Source organism: Chitinophaga varians (assembly GCF_014529945.1).
GTDB classification, from domain to species: domain Bacteria; phylum Bacteroidota; class Bacteroidia; order Chitinophagales; family Chitinophagaceae; genus Chitinophaga; species Chitinophaga varians.
On record NZ_JACVFB010000002.1, the window covers coordinates 82,863 to 99,181 of the forward strand.

15 protein-coding genes and 1 tRNA gene are annotated in these 16,319 nt (G+C 48.1%); 10 read left to right on the plus strand and 6 right to left on the minus strand.

All coding sequences use genetic code 11. The features are described 5' to 3' along the window. Positions 1-34: 34 nt before the first annotated feature. The 5 genes from ICL55_RS08085 to ICL55_RS08105 all read left to right on the plus strand — a co-directional run bounded on the left by ICL55_RS08085 (position 35) and on the right by ICL55_RS08105 (position 4,366). A tRNA-Leu gene (locus tag ICL55_RS08085) sits at positions 35-116 on the plus strand. Positions 117-342: 226 nt separating this feature from the next. Then, a complete protein-coding gene (gene tig / locus ICL55_RS08090; RefSeq protein WP_188095885.1) occupies positions 343-1,722 on the plus strand; it encodes a trigger factor in 1,380 nt (459 codons plus the stop codon). After that, positions 1,712-2,416, plus strand: coding sequence for an ATP-dependent Clp endopeptidase proteolytic subunit ClpP (clpP, locus tag ICL55_RS08095; protein ID WP_188095887.1), 705 nt, complete (start codon positions 1,712-1,714; stop codon positions 2,414-2,416). Before tig ends, clpP begins: the two co-directional genes overlap by 11 nt. Positions 2,417-2,673: 257 nt before the next feature. Then, positions 2,674-3,915 (plus strand): ATP-dependent Clp protease ATP-binding subunit ClpX, encoded by a 1,242-nt coding sequence (gene clpX / locus ICL55_RS08100; protein ID WP_188095889.1) that lies wholly within the window; start codon positions 2,674-2,676, stop codon positions 3,913-3,915. Between the two features lie 136 nt (positions 3,916-4,051). Then, the gene (locus tag ICL55_RS08105; protein WP_188095891.1) at positions 4,052-4,366 is read left to right on the plus strand and encodes a YtxH domain-containing protein; all 315 of its coding nucleotides are present in this window, start codon (positions 4,052-4,054) and stop codon (positions 4,364-4,366) included. 70 nt (positions 4,367-4,436) lie between these two features. Here ICL55_RS08105 and ICL55_RS08110 read toward each other — a convergent pair whose 3' ends face one another. The 6 genes from ICL55_RS08110 to porX form a co-directional block, all read right to left on the minus strand. Further along, positions 4,437-5,315 (minus strand): c-type cytochrome, encoded by an 879-nt coding sequence (locus ICL55_RS08110; RefSeq protein WP_188095893.1) that lies wholly within the window; start codon positions 5,313-5,315, stop codon positions 4,437-4,439. Positions 5,316-5,758: 443 nt separating this feature from the next. Further along, entirely contained in the window at positions 5,759-6,898 is a 1,140-nt protein-coding gene (locus ICL55_RS08115; protein WP_188095895.1) for an acyl-CoA dehydrogenase, read from the minus strand. An 11-nt stretch (positions 6,899-6,909) separates the two neighbouring features. Further along, positions 6,910-7,872, minus strand: coding sequence for a ComEA family DNA-binding protein (locus ICL55_RS08120; RefSeq protein WP_188095897.1), 963 nt, complete (start codon positions 7,870-7,872; stop codon positions 6,910-6,912). Positions 7,873-7,938: 66 nt separating this feature from the next. After that, a complete protein-coding gene (locus ICL55_RS08125) occupies positions 7,939-8,700 on the minus strand; it encodes an MBL fold metallo-hydrolase (protein ID WP_188095900.1) in 762 nt (253 codons plus the stop codon). A 7-nt stretch (positions 8,701-8,707) separates the two neighbouring features. Next, positions 8,708-9,028 (minus strand): hypothetical protein, encoded by a 321-nt coding sequence (locus ICL55_RS08130; RefSeq protein ID WP_168871360.1) that lies wholly within the window; start codon positions 9,026-9,028, stop codon positions 8,708-8,710. 133 nt (positions 9,029-9,161) lie between these two features. Then, the gene (gene porX, locus ICL55_RS08135; RefSeq protein WP_188095902.1) at positions 9,162-10,715 is read right to left on the minus strand and encodes a T9SS response regulator signal transducer PorX; all 1,554 of its coding nucleotides are present in this window, start codon (positions 10,713-10,715) and stop codon (positions 9,162-9,164) included. Positions 10,716-11,058: 343 nt separating this feature from the next. Between porX and ICL55_RS08140 the strand changes: the two genes are divergently transcribed. From ICL55_RS08140 to ICL55_RS08160, 5 genes are all read left to right on the plus strand, one after another. Then, positions 11,059-12,285, plus strand: coding sequence for an HD domain-containing protein (locus ICL55_RS08140; protein ID WP_188095904.1), 1,227 nt, complete (start codon positions 11,059-11,061; stop codon positions 12,283-12,285). A gap of 87 nt (positions 12,286-12,372) precedes the next feature. Continuing rightward, complete coding sequence (gene lpxD, locus ICL55_RS08145) at positions 12,373-13,422, plus strand: UDP-3-O-(3-hydroxymyristoyl)glucosamine N-acyltransferase (protein ID WP_168871357.1); 1,050 nt, start codon at positions 12,373-12,375, stop codon at positions 13,420-13,422. A 36-nt stretch (positions 13,423-13,458) separates the two neighbouring features. Then, on the plus strand, positions 13,459-14,877 hold the full coding sequence (locus ICL55_RS08150; RefSeq protein WP_246496199.1) for a bifunctional UDP-3-O-[3-hydroxymyristoyl] N-acetylglucosamine deacetylase/3-hydroxyacyl-ACP dehydratase: 1,419 nt from the start codon (positions 13,459-13,461) through the stop codon (positions 14,875-14,877). 5 nt (positions 14,878-14,882) lie between these two features. Next, positions 14,883-15,683 carry an acyl-ACP--UDP-N-acetylglucosamine O-acyltransferase gene (gene lpxA / locus ICL55_RS08155; protein ID WP_188095906.1) on the plus strand — a complete coding sequence of 267 codons (801 nt, stop codon included), beginning with the start codon at positions 14,883-14,885 and terminating at the stop codon, positions 15,681-15,683. Then, on the plus strand, positions 15,667-16,287 hold the full coding sequence (locus ICL55_RS08160; protein ID WP_188095908.1) for an ABC transporter ATP-binding protein: 621 nt from the start codon (positions 15,667-15,669) through the stop codon (positions 16,285-16,287). Before lpxA ends, ICL55_RS08160 begins: the two co-directional genes overlap by 17 nt. Positions 16,288-16,319 lie beyond the last annotated feature (32 nt).

A 16,319-nucleotide genomic window follows, 5' to 3' on the forward strand; every position in this document is an offset into this window, starting at 1 on the left:
ACGCCAAAAGCAAAAGTTCTTATTTTTATCAGTTCCGGGTGTGGTGAAATTGGTAGACATGCCAGACTTAGGATCTGGTGCCGCAAGGCATGGGGGTTCGAGTCCCTCCACCCGGACATATACTATTAAGTGGCAATGTGTCAATATGGCAACGTGATAATGCTATGCTTTCCTTCACTTTCATTGTCACTGCGCTCCTATCTGACGCGCTCTCACCTAATCAATTGTCTTTTATTATTTTTTAATTTCCTGCCATTCCTGCTTGCCGTTGTGACTTCATGGCAGAAAATCAAACAAGGAATCATTATTGCTTCTTAAAGAACATTTTTATACAATTCAATTATGGCAACCGTTACCAGAGAAAACATTGGTTTATTGAACGATAAGATCACTGTGAAAGTGAGCCAGGAAGATTACCTTCCTAATTTTGACAAAGCAGTAAAACAATTCAGCAAGAATGCAAATATCCCCGGCTTCCGTAAAGGAATGGTACCTGCCGGTATGGTTAAGAAGATGCACGGTCCTGCCATTTTCGGCGACGAGGTGCTGAAAACCGTGGAAAAAGAGCTGATGGGTTATGTACAGGCAGAGAAACTGGAAATCTTCGGTCAGCCGCTCTCTCTGGAAAAAACTGCTAAAGACCTCGATTTCGCTAATCCACAGGAATACGCTTTCGAGTTTGAAGTAGGCCTGAAACCAACTTTTGACGTTACTCCCCTCGAGAACAACAAAACCACCCTCACCCGTTACAAAGTAGCTGTGACTGATGACATGGTAAACGATGAATTACAGCGTTTACAACTGAAAGGCGGCAAACCTTCTGAGTCTGAAGCCGTTTCTACTGAAGATGACATCATCAATGTTACTTTCGCAGAAGCTGATGCAAAAGGCAACCTGGTAGAAGGTGGTATCACCAAAGAAAACAGCCTGCTGGTTAAATACTTCACGGACGCTGTTCAGGCTGAGCTGAAAGGCAAAAAAATCAACGACAGCATCGTGATTGAACTGGGTAAATCTTTTGATGAACAACGTCTGGGCTGGATCCTGAAAGATCTGGGCTTTGAAACCGGCGATAAAGAAGCCGCGAAGAAGCACTTCCAACTGACCATCACCAAGATCACCCTGATCGAAAAAAGAGAATTGAACGAAGAATTCTTCAAAGAAGTTTATCCTGCTGACAGCATCACCACGGAAGAAGCTTTCCGCGCTAAACTGAAAGAAGAAATCGCGAAATACTGGGATTCAGAAAGCCGTAACCACATGCACAACGACCTGTTTGAAGTGCTGGTTCATGAAACGCCGATCGAATTACCAAAGGATTTCCTGAAACGCTGGCTGCAGGTAGGTGGTGAAAAACCTAAAACCGCAGAAGAAGCTGAAAAAGAATTCCCGGGTTTCGACCACCAACTGCGCTGGACACTGATCAGCGATAAACTGGTTCGTGACAATAAACTGGAAGTTTCTTTCGAAGATCTGAGAGAGAACGCCAAACAAAAAGTACTGGGCTACTATGGTGGCGCCGCTGCCGATGGAGCTGAATGGCTCGACAGCTACCTGGACCGCCTGCTGCAGGACGAAAAATTTGTTGACCAGACTTACCGCGAAATGATCACTGCCAAGTTGTTTGACTGGGCTGAGACCAAGGTGAAAGTGAAAGAAGAGGAAATCAAAGCAGAAGAATTTGTTAATTTACCTCATAAACATCACCATCATGAACATTAATAACGACGAATTCAGAAGATATGCCATTAAACACCGCGGAATCAGCAGCCTGGTAGTAGACAGCTACGCAAAGAGCCACTCTATTAACAGCCTGACTCCCTACATCCTGGAAGAACGCCAGATGAATATGACGCAGATGGACGTATTCTCCAGGCTGATGGCTGATCGTATCATTTTCCTCGGCGACCCGGTAAATGACTATGTGGCGAACGTAATCACCGCACAGTTACTGTTCCTGGAGTCTTCCGACCGCAACCGCGATATTCAGATGTACATCAATAGCCCCGGAGGCAGCGTATACGCAGGCCTGGGCATTTATGATACCATGCAGATCGTTTCTCCTGACATCGCCACTATCTGTACCGGTATGGCCGCCTCCTTCGGCGCTGTACTGCTGGTAGCCGGCTCTAAAGGCAAACGTACCGCCCTGAAACACGCCCGCGTAATGATCCACCAGCCTCACGGCGGTGCTGAAGGCCAGACTTCTGATATCGAAATCACTGCCCGTGAGTTCGTTAAGCTGAAAAAAGAGCTCAACGAAATCATTGCCGGCCACTGCGGTCAACCCGTGAAAAAAGTGGAAAAAGACTCTGACCGTGACTACTGGATGACCGCTGATGAAGCTAAAGAATACGGCATCATCGACGACGTTCTCCAGAAAAATCCGAAAAAACAGCTGGATACACCGCAGTAATTCGGTGACCGGGAATCAAGGCACGACAGATATAGCATAATTCTTAATTGTTAAATCCTGAGAACACTTGATTTATCCCGTAAACATCACAACATCCGGACTGATCAGGAACACCCTGGCCGGTTAAGATAACTTTAACAGTCCCGCCTCAGGCGGGGCTGTTTTATTTTCCGCCCACCCGGATTTTTAGTGTAAATTTGTAACCCTGTAACGAGATTGCAGGCATTGAGATTCGTCGAAAAATAATTTATTCTGAAATGAAAGAATCGAAAATTCGTTGTTCTTTCTGCAGCCGCTCCAAAGATGATGTGCAGATATTGATTGCGGGTGCTGAAGGACATATCTGTGAAAACTGTGTGGCTAATGCACAGGAGATCATTGACGCGGAGCTCTTCACTCCCGGCAAAAAGTCTGCTGCCCCCGCCGCCAGCGCTATGCCCAAAGTAGCCAAGCCCATGGACATGAAAAAGTTCCTGGATGAATATGTGATCGGGCAGGACGATGCCAAAAAAATACTGGCCGTAGCGGTATACAACCACTACAAAAGACTGAACCAGCAGATAGGTGACGATGAAGTGGAAATCGAAAAATCCAACATCATCATGGTCGGTGAAACCGGTACCGGTAAAACATTGCTGGCCAAATCCATCGCCAAACAGCTGAACGTGCCCTTTACCATCGTAGACGCTACCGTATTTACAGAAGCCGGCTATGTTGGTGAAGACGTGGAAAGTATCCTCAGCCGCCTGCTGCAGGTATGTAACTACGACGTGGAAGCTGCCGAACGCGGCATCGTATACATCGATGAAATCGATAAAATAGCCCGTAAAAACGATAACCCTTCCATCACCCGTGATGTAAGCGGCGAAGGCGTTCAACAAGGCTTACTCAAACTGCTGGAAGGCGCCGAAGTACTGGTACCCCCGCAGGGCGGCCGTAAACACCCTGAACAGAAACTGATCAAGCTGAACACCAGCAACATCCTGTTCATCTGCGGCGGCGCATTCGACGGTATCGACCGCATCATCAGCAGAAGAGTACAGACACATTCCATCGGCTTCACTGTCAACAAAGACAAGGAAGAAGAGAACAGGAAACAGATCCTCCGGTATGTAAATTCCCAGGACCTGAAATCTTTCGGCCTGATCCCCGAATTACTGGGACGTCTGCCGGTAGTGACCTATCTCAACTCACTGGACCGCGACACACTGAAAGCGATCCTCACAGAGCCGAAGAATGCACTGATCAAACAATACAAAAAACTGTTTGCGATCGAAAATATAGCACTCCATGTGGAAGACGAAGCGATTGAATACATCGTGGACAAAGCCATGGAGTACAAACTGGGCGCCCGTGGCCTCCGGTCTATCTGCGAAGTGGTACTGAGCGATGCCATGTACGAACTGCCATCCGCTAATGAAACCACCTTTGCGCTGACGAAAGAATATGCCCAGGCTAAACTGGAACAGTCTACCTTATCAAAGCTTAAAGTAGCATAACCAATTACGGATTACAAATGACGAATGAAGGGCTTTTTATTGCCAGGTTACGAAAGTAGCTGCCCTAAAATGGATCCTCAATTCGTCATTCGTAATTCGTAATTGTCTTTGTAATTAACCTTTAAAACCCACTATTATGCAGGAACTTATTCAGCAATTACAGGCCAAAGCCGGCCTTACACCTGAACAGGCAGCCCAGTCGATTGAAGTGATCAAAGAATACGTGAAAGGCAAACTTCCTCCCTTTATTGCGGGTACTGTAGATACCTGGTTTGCCAATATGTCCGACAAACCCGGCGAAAAGAAAGATGGTCTGATGGACAAAGCCAACGACTTTCTCGATGATGTAAAAGACAAAGCGGAAGACTGGAAAGACAAAGCGGAAGACTGGGCAGAAGATGCTAAAGACAAAATCTCCGACTTCTTCAATAAAGACAAAAAACAGGCATAACCAGCCACCCGGAAGATATACATGAAAAGCCCCATTGACGCGGTCAATGGGGCTTTTCATTCGTACGGACCTATAAACTCTTCAAATACAAAAATAACGCCTGCAACTCCTCATCTGAATATTGCGCTGTCATGCTCCACGGCATGTCTTTATTCTCCAGCTTCAGGCCTTCAGGCGTACTACCCGTGCGCAACGCCGTGATAAACTCCTGCGCGGTCCATTTACCAAGGTGACCTTTGGAGGTGATATCAGCCACCTTTTTACCACCGGGAATAGGACTATCACCACCGGTAAATTTAGGGTTATGGCAGCCCGTACAGGACACAGAGAGGTATTCTCCATACTCTTTGGTGACCGCCACAGGCACGGTGCCCGGCTGCTGGTAGGAATGGTCTATCATCTCCGCCGGAAAAAGCGGTAGCTTACCCAATACCGCCAGCACTTTACCCACAGGCCCCGTCTTCATGGGAGGCAACGTTCTGTTGACCACCGGTTGTGCTTTACAAAAGGCAATAAGGGCCGCCACGTCCTTATCGGACAACTTCGCAGACTCATAAGAAGGCATCAGCTTCAGGGTCTTGTTATCCGTACCCAAACCATGGCGCAGGGCTTTGAGCCAGTCCTGGTCAGTATAACCAGCAGGACGGCCTCCCTGCCCACCAGTGAGGTTGGCTCCTGCCAAAAGACCTATGGCCGGGTCGTTAAGGAAAACCTTGCCGCCCAGATCGGCACCATGACAATCGCCGCAACCTTTGATGGCATACAAATGAGCACCGGCAGCTATCGATGCAGAATCGTGTGGAATGGCTATGGGCCGCACGTCTACGGCATATTGTTTATTCACATGCGTGCCGTACACATAAAAGAAAATACCGAAAACAATCAGTAACAGGACTGTAAGGCCCAGCAAAACAATGCCAGTCCATTTCAGGATTTTGGGGAACATCATGATAACAATTGTTGGTTTAGGAATCAGTCGGTAAAATTAAAGCGGGAAGTTTTGCCGGATATCAGTAGTACTACTCATTTTTAATGTGGAAGGAGACTGCTTTTAACGTAGGAAAGCATAACGTGGATTACAGGTCGTAATACTATAAGTAAGATGAAGATAAGGCTTTTCCAGTATAAGAAAGCACCCGTATTAAAGGGTGCTTTCCAGTGCGTAAAAGTGTTTCAAATCTTTCTTTGATTTTGTGTTAAGGTTGATAAACGGTAAAGAGTGATGAATTAACCCAAATTTAACGTTCCTTTTGCAATATTAAATAACACTAAAGGGGTAATATTTCATTTTATTGTCAAAAAAGATAAATGGTTTGCCGCTTATCTTTTTTTAAATTAAAAAAAATTCGCTTATCTCATTCCCATCAAAATCAATATTCAAAAATACCGTAGTTATCTTAATGCCTCTCTGGCGATCACAATCTTCTGGATTTCAGAGGTCCCCTCCCCAATGGTGCATAATTTTGCATCACGATAATATTTTTCTACCGGAAAGTCCTTGGTATAGCCATAACCACCGAAAATCTGCACGGCGTCATTGGCCACTCTCACTGCTACTTCGGATGCGTAGTATTTGGCCATGGCGGCTTCTTTCGTCATTTTCACCCCACGATTTTTCATATCCGCGGCCTGCAAAGTAAGCAGGGTGGCGGCTTCTATCTCCGTGGCCATATCTGCCAGCTTAAAAGAAACGCCCTGGAACGATGCGATAGGCTGATCAAACTGGTGCCTTTCTTTAGCATATTTCACCGCAGCGTCACGGGCGCCCATCGCAATGCCCAGCGATAAGGCCGCGATAGAGATACGGCCTCCGTCCAGTACTTTCATGGACTGTATAAAGCCATCCCCTTCTGCTCCCAGCATATTAGCGGCCGGAATGCGGCAATTATCAAAAATCATTTCTGCTGTTTCCGAAGCACGCATGCCCAGTTTGTTCTCTTTCTTTCCGCCGCTGAAGCCCGGTGTGCCTTTCTCCACCACAAAAGCGGTCATGCCGTGGCTGTCGCGCACATCACCGGTACGGGCTATCACTACCGCCACATCACAGCTTTTACCGTGCGTGATCCAGCATTTGGTACCATTCAACACCCAGTGGCCACCGTCTTTTTTCGCCACACATTTCATATTCATGGCATCAGATCCGGTGTTGGGCTCTGTGAGGCCCCATGCTCCAATCCACTCAGCAGTAGCGAGTTTGGGCAGGTACTTCTTTTTCTGTTCTTCATTGCCAAACTGGAGAATGTGTCCTGTACACAAGGAATTGTGTGCCGCCACACTGAGGCCGATAGCGCCGCAGAAGCGGGCAATCTCGCTGACAACGGTCACATATTCCAGATATCCCATGCCGCTGCCACCATATTCCTGTGGCACCAGCACCCCCATTAATCCCAGCTCGCCCAGTTGTTTGAATAACGCCACAGGAAATTCCTGTGTTTCGTCCCACTCCAACACGTGCGGTACTATATGTGTTTTTCCGAAATCCCGGATCATTTGCGCGATCTGTTGCTGCATATCCGTAGGCTCAAAATTCATAACGTGCGGGTTTAAAAAGTGATTACAATGTAATGTTCAATTTTACGATAAATAACGTCATCCACCAACGGCAGCTGCCGAAGCTCTTCAACATGCCTGAAATGCCCGTGGGCACTGCGATACTGTACAATAAGACGGGCTAGTTTATAACGTATATATGGATGTGCCGCCAAAGATTTTTCATCTGTGAGGTTGAGGTCTATTTTTTTTAGAGATCCGCTACCGATCTGCAAAAAAGGTTGAATTTTTTTAAAGGTGCTGTCTGGCAGGCCATAACATTCGCCCACCTGGGTAATGTCGTAGAAGCCTCCCAGCTTCTCCCGGAAGGCAACGATACGCCTTGCAAAACCGGGACCTATGCCCGGCAATAGTTGCCAGTCGGCCGTATCAGCGGAATTCACATCTATTACCCGTGGCGGTGGTTTACGATGCCAGGCGGTGTAATGATAGGCCGTATCCCTGCGTTCCGCATGCATGCCGCTGTCGGGCCGGCTGGTAGCGACACTGCGTATAATCCTTACGTAAGGCTGCAACTGCCGGCATAAGGAGGGAGAAAGTCCGTATATGCGTTCCAGATCGGCAGCCGAGCGGAACCGGCCCCCCTTCTGCCGGTAGCGATCGATGGTGGCCGCTGTCCGGGCGCTCACCCCCAGTCGCTGCCAACCTTCAGCGGAGAGCGTGTTCGGATCGAAATAAAACAAGGTGGCCGGTACAACGGCAGCGGCTACACGTCCGGCTGGCCGGTCTGATGGCCGGTCTGATGGCAGCGGTTTGCTGGCCGCTTCCGCTGCGGCAGCTTCCAGCGAACGCAGCGCTGCTGCGCAGCCGGCCGTATCCGGCGGAGCGCTCCGATGGAAATAAAACCACAGATCAGGCACCCGGCCGGTAAACCATACCAGCAGTAGCAACAGGACAATACCTGCCTGCTCTTTCCGGGAAAAACGGAATAATTCTTTCAGGGAAGTTTTGGGCATATGGGGTTACTTGTCCCCAAATTAATGCACCGTCGTCAGGAAAGTGTTAACAGGAAGTAAACGCCGTCATATTTCCAGCGTAAGACCATCATAGGCCAGCGCCATACCATCGGGCAGCTCTTTCATCACCTCATCATGCAACCCCATCTGGTGACTGATATGCGTGAAGTACACCTGCGGCACTTCCAGCTCACGGCCCAGTGCTATGGCCTCTTCCAGCGTAAAGTGGGAGATATGGGTTTCTTTTCGCAGTGCGTTCAGCACCAATACTTTTGACCCGCGGATTTTTTCCTTTTCTTCCGGCGCAATGAAATTGGCGTCGGTGATATAGGTGAAGTCATGAATGCGGAAGCCCATGACCGGCATCTTATAGTGCATTACCTGTATAGGCGTGATCGTGAGGCCATTGATCTGAAACGGCTCATCATCAATGGTTTTGAGGTTGATTTCCGGAATACCGGGATACTTGAAATCAGCAAAGGCATAGGCAAATTCCCGCATGATAATGTTCTGCGAGAAATCAGTCGCATAAATATCAATGGCGCCCTGCTGGAAATAGTTGAATGCCCGGATATCGTCCATCCCGGCTATATGGTCCTTATGAGAGTGTGTGATCAGTACCGCCTCCAGGTGTTTTACCTGTGCCCGCAGCATCTGATAGCGGAAATCGGGGGTAGTGTCTACCACAATATTGCCTGCCGGCGAGGAAATAAAAATACTGCTTCTCAGGCGTTTGTCTTTGGGATTGGAAGATGTGCATACTTCACAACCGCAAGCGATGACCGGTACTCCCTGCGATGTGCCTGTTCCAAGAAATGTAACTTTCATCCTAGCATTAGTTTTCTGGTGCCTCTTCCCCGAGCGCGGCTGCATCATCAGCATCCGGTACGGGCTTACTGTTCAGGATCTGCTTGTAGAGCTTGTGCGACTCTGCGGTGAGCAAATCCTCATCCAGCGGCAGCGTGGATAAAATATCCAGCAGCGTGTTTATACGTCCTTCCAGGTTCAGGAACTTATTGATCACCACAACCTTCCTGTCTTCAAGGATACAATAACCGGAAGTGAAAGAACCTTTTTCAAAACGCAATATGTACTTGGCATCTTCAAAAATCTTCTCCAGCTTAGTCAGGTTATTAGGTGTGATCTTAATATTCATACCACAAATTTAAACAATTACGAATTACGAATTACGAATTACGGATGGAGGACATTTTTATGGCCATGTTACTAAAAAACTGCCCGAAATCGGGTCCACCATTCGTAATTCGTAATTTGTAATTTATAATTGACTATTTGGATACCATTCGCACTACGGGCACGATCATCTCTTCCAGAGAGATGCCACCATGCTGGAAGGTATTGCGGTAATAGTTCACAAAATAATTGTAGTTGTTGGGATAACACAGATAACCATCACCACGGGCGAAAATATAGGATGAGTTGACATTAGGTTTAGGCAGACCGGCGTCTCTCGGATCGCGGAAAGCCAGGACTTCCTTGGGATCGTAGTTGAGATTACGCCCGTGTTTATACCGCAGATTGGTAGTCGTTTGTTTGTCGCCGATTACTTTTACCGGTGTCTTCACCCGCACGCTACCGTGGTCGGTAGCGATGATCAGGTTAATTTTTTTATCACCGATACGTTTCAGCGCCTGATGCAGCGGGCTGTGTTCAAACCAGCTGGCGGTGAGGGAACGGTACGACGTTTCATCGCTGGCCAGTTCCTTCAGCACTTCCATTTCCGTGCGGGCGTGGCTGAGCATGTCCACGAAGTTGTATACAATGATGCTCAGCGGATAATCCAGCAGGTTGTGGATATTACTGAGCATATGTTGCGCATCGGTATGGTTGGTTACCTTGGTATAAGAAAACCGGGCGTCCATTTTCAGCCGTTGCAGCTGGGCCGCAAAGAACTTCTCTTCATACAGGTTTTTCCCGCCTTCTTCGTCATCATTCTTCCATTCTTCCGGGAATTTATGTTCGATATCTACCGGCAGCAGGCCCGCGAAGATGGCGTTACGGCTGTATTGTGTGCTGGTAGGCAGGATGCTGTAAAAAGTATCTTCTTCCACCATGCGGAACGATTCCTGGAAAATGGGCAGGATAGCCTTGAACTGGTCCAGCCGTAGGTTATCTATCAGCAGGAACACATTAGGCACATCAGGGTCCATGAAAGGAACGATCTTTTGGGAGAAGAGTGTATGAGACATCACCGGGGCATCTGCCGCTTTGGGATGCAGCCAGTTGGAATAATTGCGGCTGATGAATTTGGCGAATTCTGTGTTGGCCTCAGCTTTCTGTGCGTTAAACACTTCCAGCATCTCCGGGCTGTTGGCTTTGGTCATCTCCATTTCCCAGTAAACGAGCTTTTTGTAGATATCCATCCACTCGTTATGGTCCGGGTTGGAATTGAGTGCCATAAACAGGGAGCGGAACTCCTGCTGGTAGGCGGTGGTGGTTTTTTCGGCCACCAGCCTTTTGTTGTCTATGATTTTTTTGAGCGATAACAATACCTGGTTGGGATTGACCGGTTTGATCAGGTAATCGGTGATCTGCGAGCCGATAGCGTCGTCCATCACGTTTTCAGCTTCATTTTTGGTGATCATCACTACTGGTATCTGCTGATCGATTTCCTTGATTTTGCCCAGTGTTTCCAGGCCGGTGAGCCCCGGCATGGATTCATCGAGCAATACCACGTCTACCACCTGGTCTTTGAGAAACTCCAGCGCGTCGTAGCCGTTGGTGAGCGCGGATACGTTATAACCTTTGCTTTCGAGAAAAATAATCTGGGATTTGAGGGATTCTATTTCATCATCTACCCACAGTATGTTGATCTGGCTCATAGTTCGTTTTATGGTTGCGGAAAACAGAAAATTACCGCTATTTTTTGGCAAAAATCATTCCTCCGATCACCCGTTCCGGTAATTATATGTTAAAAATGGGCTATGCGGCTAAAATCCGGGATGGAAAAAAGCGGGTCGGTCCTTAAAGTTGTTTACCTTCGCATACAACATTTTTCTACCTGTAACCTACCAATTGTTTTTTACTGTGAATAGGGGTTTTCTCTATTAAAAGCGTCATTATAAGTAAAAAAAATACATATAATTAATTCATAGTGTAGTTTTGCATAATGGCACTATGGATTTCAGGTGCGCTGAGGCATTTGAAATTGAATAATCTGATGCAATGACCGAACGCAAGCGAAAAATTGTTAATGATCCGGTGTATGGCTTTATTACCATAGATCACCCGTTGATTTTTAACCTCCTTTCCCACCCCTGTTACCAGCGTTTACGCCGGATACACCAAATGGCCCTCGCGCATTTGGTCTACCCCGGGGCCATGCATACCCGTTTTCATCATAGTCTTGGCGCTTATCACCTGATGACGATGGCGCTCCGGGAGCTGAAAAGCAAAGGTGTTGATATCTCACCAGAAGAAGAAGTGGCTGCCAAACTGGCTATTTTGCTGCATGATATAGGCCATGGCCCATATTCCCATGCGTTGGAAAATGGCATTATTGAGGGCGTGTCCCATGAAGCTATTTCGCAGTGGCTGATGGAAGACCTCAATCGGCAAATGGATGGCGCCCTGTCACTTACCCTCGATATTTTTAACGGCCGTTATCATAAGCAGTTCCTGCATCAACTGGTTTCCAGCCAGTTAGACGTGGACCGGATGGACTATCTCAATCGCGACAGCTTCTTTACCGGTGTAGCGGAAGGCACGATCGGGTATGATCGTATCATCAAGATGCTGACCGTGCATCAGGGAGAGCTGATGGTGGAGGAGAAAGGGATTTATTCCATTGAAAAGTTCATCGTGGCCCGCCGGCTGATGTACTGGCAGGTATATCTGCACAAAACAGTGCTGAGCGCGGAAAACATGCTGGTAAAAATCCTGCAGCGGGCGAAGGCCCTGGCCCAGGATGGCCAACAGCTGTTTTGTTCACCCGCATTATCCTATTTCCTGTACAATACCGTCAGCAAAGACAACTTTGAGCGGGAACCGGATTGTTTGCGACTGTTCTGCATGCTGGATGATTATGATATTATGGGCGCCATAAAAGTCTGGTCAGAGCACCCGGACAAAGTACTGTCACTATTATGTAAATGGCTTATTAACAGAGAGTTGTTCAAGGTGGTGCTGACCAATGAACCGTTTGACTACACGGCGGTTGACCTGCTTCGTGAACAGGTGGCACAAAAATGGCAGATCACAGACAGCGACCTTGATTATTTCGTTTTCACGGACGTGGCCTCGCTGAGAGCCTATAATGTGAATGATGAAAAGATCAATATCCTGTTTAAAGACGGAACTGTAAAGGACATTTCCTCGATAGACAACGCATTGATTAGTCACACGCTGGCTATACCGGTAAAAAAATTCTACATTTGTCATCCAAAAATCTAGGCTAACAAGGTTTTACAAGCTTTAAAACATTAAAGAATAAATTCATGCATTCCGGAGTAGGCCTGGAAAACATTACAAATATTAATTATGCAGTTTAGCGCATTACAGTTAGCGACCATGTTAGATGGTACGCTGGAGGGAAATCCGGACGTGAAGGTGAGCAACATCGCCAAAATCGAAGAGGCAGGCGAAGGCATGCTCAGTTTTATTGCCAATCCTAAGTATGAAGAGTTCATATATACGACGAAAGCATCCATTCTGATCGTGAATGAAAGCCTGGTGATAGAACGCCCTATCCATTCCACATTGATCCGGGTAAAAGACGCCTATAGCAGCTTTGCCCTGTTATTGGAAAAATACCGTTATCTGACCGGTAATAAATCCGGTATCCAGCAGCCTTCCCACATTCCCCAGTCGGTAAAGATGGGGCAGAACGTATTTGTGGGCGCGTTTGCCTATCTGGGCGAAAACGTGGTACTGGGCAATAACGTAAAAATATATCCTGGTGTATACCTGGGCGAGAACGTGGTGGTGAATGATGACGCGGTATTATATCCGGGCGTAAAAGTATATGACAACTGTATCGTAGGCAGCCGTGCCATTCTCCATGCCGGTTGTGTGATCGGTGGCGACGGATTCGGCTTTGCGCCGCAGCCGGATGGTTCCTATAAAAAGGTACCGCAGATCGGCAACGTGGTGATCTATGACGACGTGGAAATTGGCGCCAATACTACTATTGACCGGGCTACGATGGGCTCTACGATCATCCGTCAGGGAGTGAAGCTGGACAACCTGATCCAGGTAGCGCATAACGTGGACATCGGCATCAATACCGTGATCGCCGCGCAGACCGGCGTTTCCGGCAGCACCAAAATTGGTCAGAACTGCGTGATCGGCGGCCAGGTAGGCATGGTAGGCCACATCCACATCGCTGATGGCACCAAGATCAACGCCCAGAGCGGACTTTCCAAGTCTATTACCGTTCCCAACAGCTCTCTCACCGGTTCCCCGGCCTATGATTATAAAAGTTCGCTGAAAAGTCAGGCAATTTTTAGAAATTTGCCGGACCTTGAAAAACGCGTGAAAGAATTAGAGGAGATGGTAAAACAACTGTTACAGGAAAGAGCAGGGGTTTAATTATTCTGAAGATCAAACAGTTATACATTAGTTAATATGATGGAAAATCAACAGTTGCAGAACCAGCATACCCTGAAAGGCGACATCAGCATTTCGGGCGTAGGTTTGCATACAGGAGCCAGTGTAAACATGACGCTGAAACCGGCCTCTCCAGGTTCCGGCATCAAATTCCAACGTGTAGACCTGCCTAACCAGCCCGTTGTAAAAGCGGACGTGGACTACGTAGTAGACACCGCCCGCGGCACCACGCTGGAACATAACGGCGCCCGCGTAAGCACGGTAGAGCACCTGCTGGCGGCCCTGGTAGGTACCGGTGTTGACAACGTTCTGATTGAGCTGGACGGCCCGGAAATTCCGATCATGGACGGCAGCTCCCTCCCTTTCATTGAAGCGATTGAAAAAATCGGCATTCAGGACCAGGACGCCAAAAAGATCTATTACACTATAGATACCAATATCAGCTATTACGACGAGCAGAAAAAAGTAGAGATGGTGGCCTTACCGGCACTGGACTACAGCATCACCTGCCTGATCGACTTCAACTCTCCCGTACTGGGCACCCAGCACGCGAAAATGAAGAACATCGAGCACTTCAGGAACGAGATCGCGTCTTCCCGCACCTTCTGTTTCCTGCATGAGCTGGAGTATCTGCTGAGCAATAACCTGATCAAAGGCGGCGATATCAACAACGCCATTGTGGTGGTAGACCGCGCGGTGAATGAAGAAGACATGACCCGCCTCGCCAAAGCGTTTAACCGCGATACAATGTCAGTACAACGCGAAGGCATCCTCAACAACATTGAGCTGCGCTTCCCGAACGAACCGGCACGTCACAAACTGCTGGACGTGGTGGGCGACCTGGCACTGATCGGATATCCTATCAAGGCGCATATCATCGCCAACCGTCCGGGTCACGCTTCCAACGTGGAGTTTGCCCGTAAGATCAAGGCATATATTAAAAAGAACAAACACAATAAAGACGTTCCGGTATATGATCCGAACCAGCCGCCGATCTTCGATACCCCCCGTATCGAAAGAACGCTGCCGCACCGTTATCCGATGCTGCTGGTAGACAAAATCATTGAACTGGGCGAAGAAAGAGTCGTGGGCATCAAGAATGTGACCTTCAACGAACACTTCTTCCAGGGCCACTTCCCCGGCAACCCGGTGATGCCAGGCGTTTTACAGCTCGAAGCACTGGCGCAGGTAGGCGGTATCCTGGCACTGAACCGCGTACCAGACCCTGAGAATTACGACACCTACTTCCTGAAAATTGACAACTGTAAATTCAAACAGAAAGTCTTCCCAGGAGATACCATGATCCTGAAAATGGAACTGCTGAGCCCCATCAGAAGAGGGCTCGTGGAAATGCGGGGAACGGTTTTCATCGGCAATAAAGTTGCTACTGAAGCCGACATGATAGCACAAATTGTAAAAACCAGAGAAGGCAAATAACAGCAATGATCCACCCGCTTACATACATACATCCGGACGCCAAGGTGGCGCCTAATGTTAAAATTGATCCGTTCACCGTCATCCACAAAAACGTAGAAATCGGTGATGGTACCTGGATTGGCTCCAATGTGACCATCATGGAAGGAGCCCGCATCGGTAAAAACTGCCGCATCTTCCCAGGCGCCGTTATTTCTGCCATCCCTCAGGACTTAAAATATGCGGGTGAAGAAACCACTGTGGAAATAGGGAACAACACTACTATCCGTGAATTCGTGACTATCAACCGCGGTACGCGCGACAAGTGGAAAACCAAGATCGGCGACAACTGCCTGATCATGGCTTATGGCCACATTGCGCACGACTGCGAAGTAGGTAATCACTGTATCTTCTCCAATAACACCACCCTGGCAGGACACATCACCGTGGGCGACCACGTGGTACTGGCCGGTATGGTGGCCATCCAGCAGTTCTGTAAAGTAGGCGATCACGCCTTCGTTACCGGCGGCTCCCTCGTTCGGAAAGATGTACCTCCTTATGTTAAAGCTGCCCGTGAGCCCCTCTCCTATGTGGGCATCAACTCGGTAGGCCTGAAAAGAAGAGGTTTCTCCCTGGAAAAAATCAATCATATCCTGGATATTTACCGCGTGATTTTTGTGAAGGGCTATAAATTATCCAAGGCCATCAGCATCATCGAAGCTGAGTTTCCCGCTACAGATGAAAGAGACGAAATTCTGTCCTTCATCCGTGAGTCCGGCCGTGGTATTATGAGAGGTTATACTTCCCATTCCAATGACGATATCTCTTGACCAAACAGGTAAACGTTTCAACTACGACTGGATATTTCGTGGTGTGAGCCTTACCTTCCGGGAAGGAGAACGCTACGCGATTCTGGGGCCTAACGGTTCAGGAAAATCCACTTTACTACAGGTTATCAGCGGTGCCGTTCAACACAACGAAGGCACTGTACAATACAGCACACCGGAAAAACCCATCGCTCCCGATGCGTTTTTCCGGTACTGTGCTATTGCGGCTCCCTATCTCGAGCTCATAGAAGAATTTACCCTCACGGAGATCATCACCTTTCACACCCAGTTTAAATCCTTGCTGCCCGGCATCACCCCCGCCATGGCCATGGAAATGGTAGGACTGGAAAAGGCGGCCCACAAACAGCTCCGGAATTTTTCCTCCGGGATGAAACAGCGTATCAAACTGGCGCTCGCCATTCTCAGCGACGTACCCGTGCTCTTACTCGACGAACCCTGCACCAATCTCGACGCCGCCGGCGTGGCCCTTTATCAGGGACTGATCAACCAGTACGGTGGCAACCGCCTGATCATCGTCAGCTCCAACGATGAACAGGAGTATTTCATGTGCAAACACCACATCCGTATCACCGACTACAAACAATAATGCTGTCGTATCGCGATTTTGTTATCTTCGTT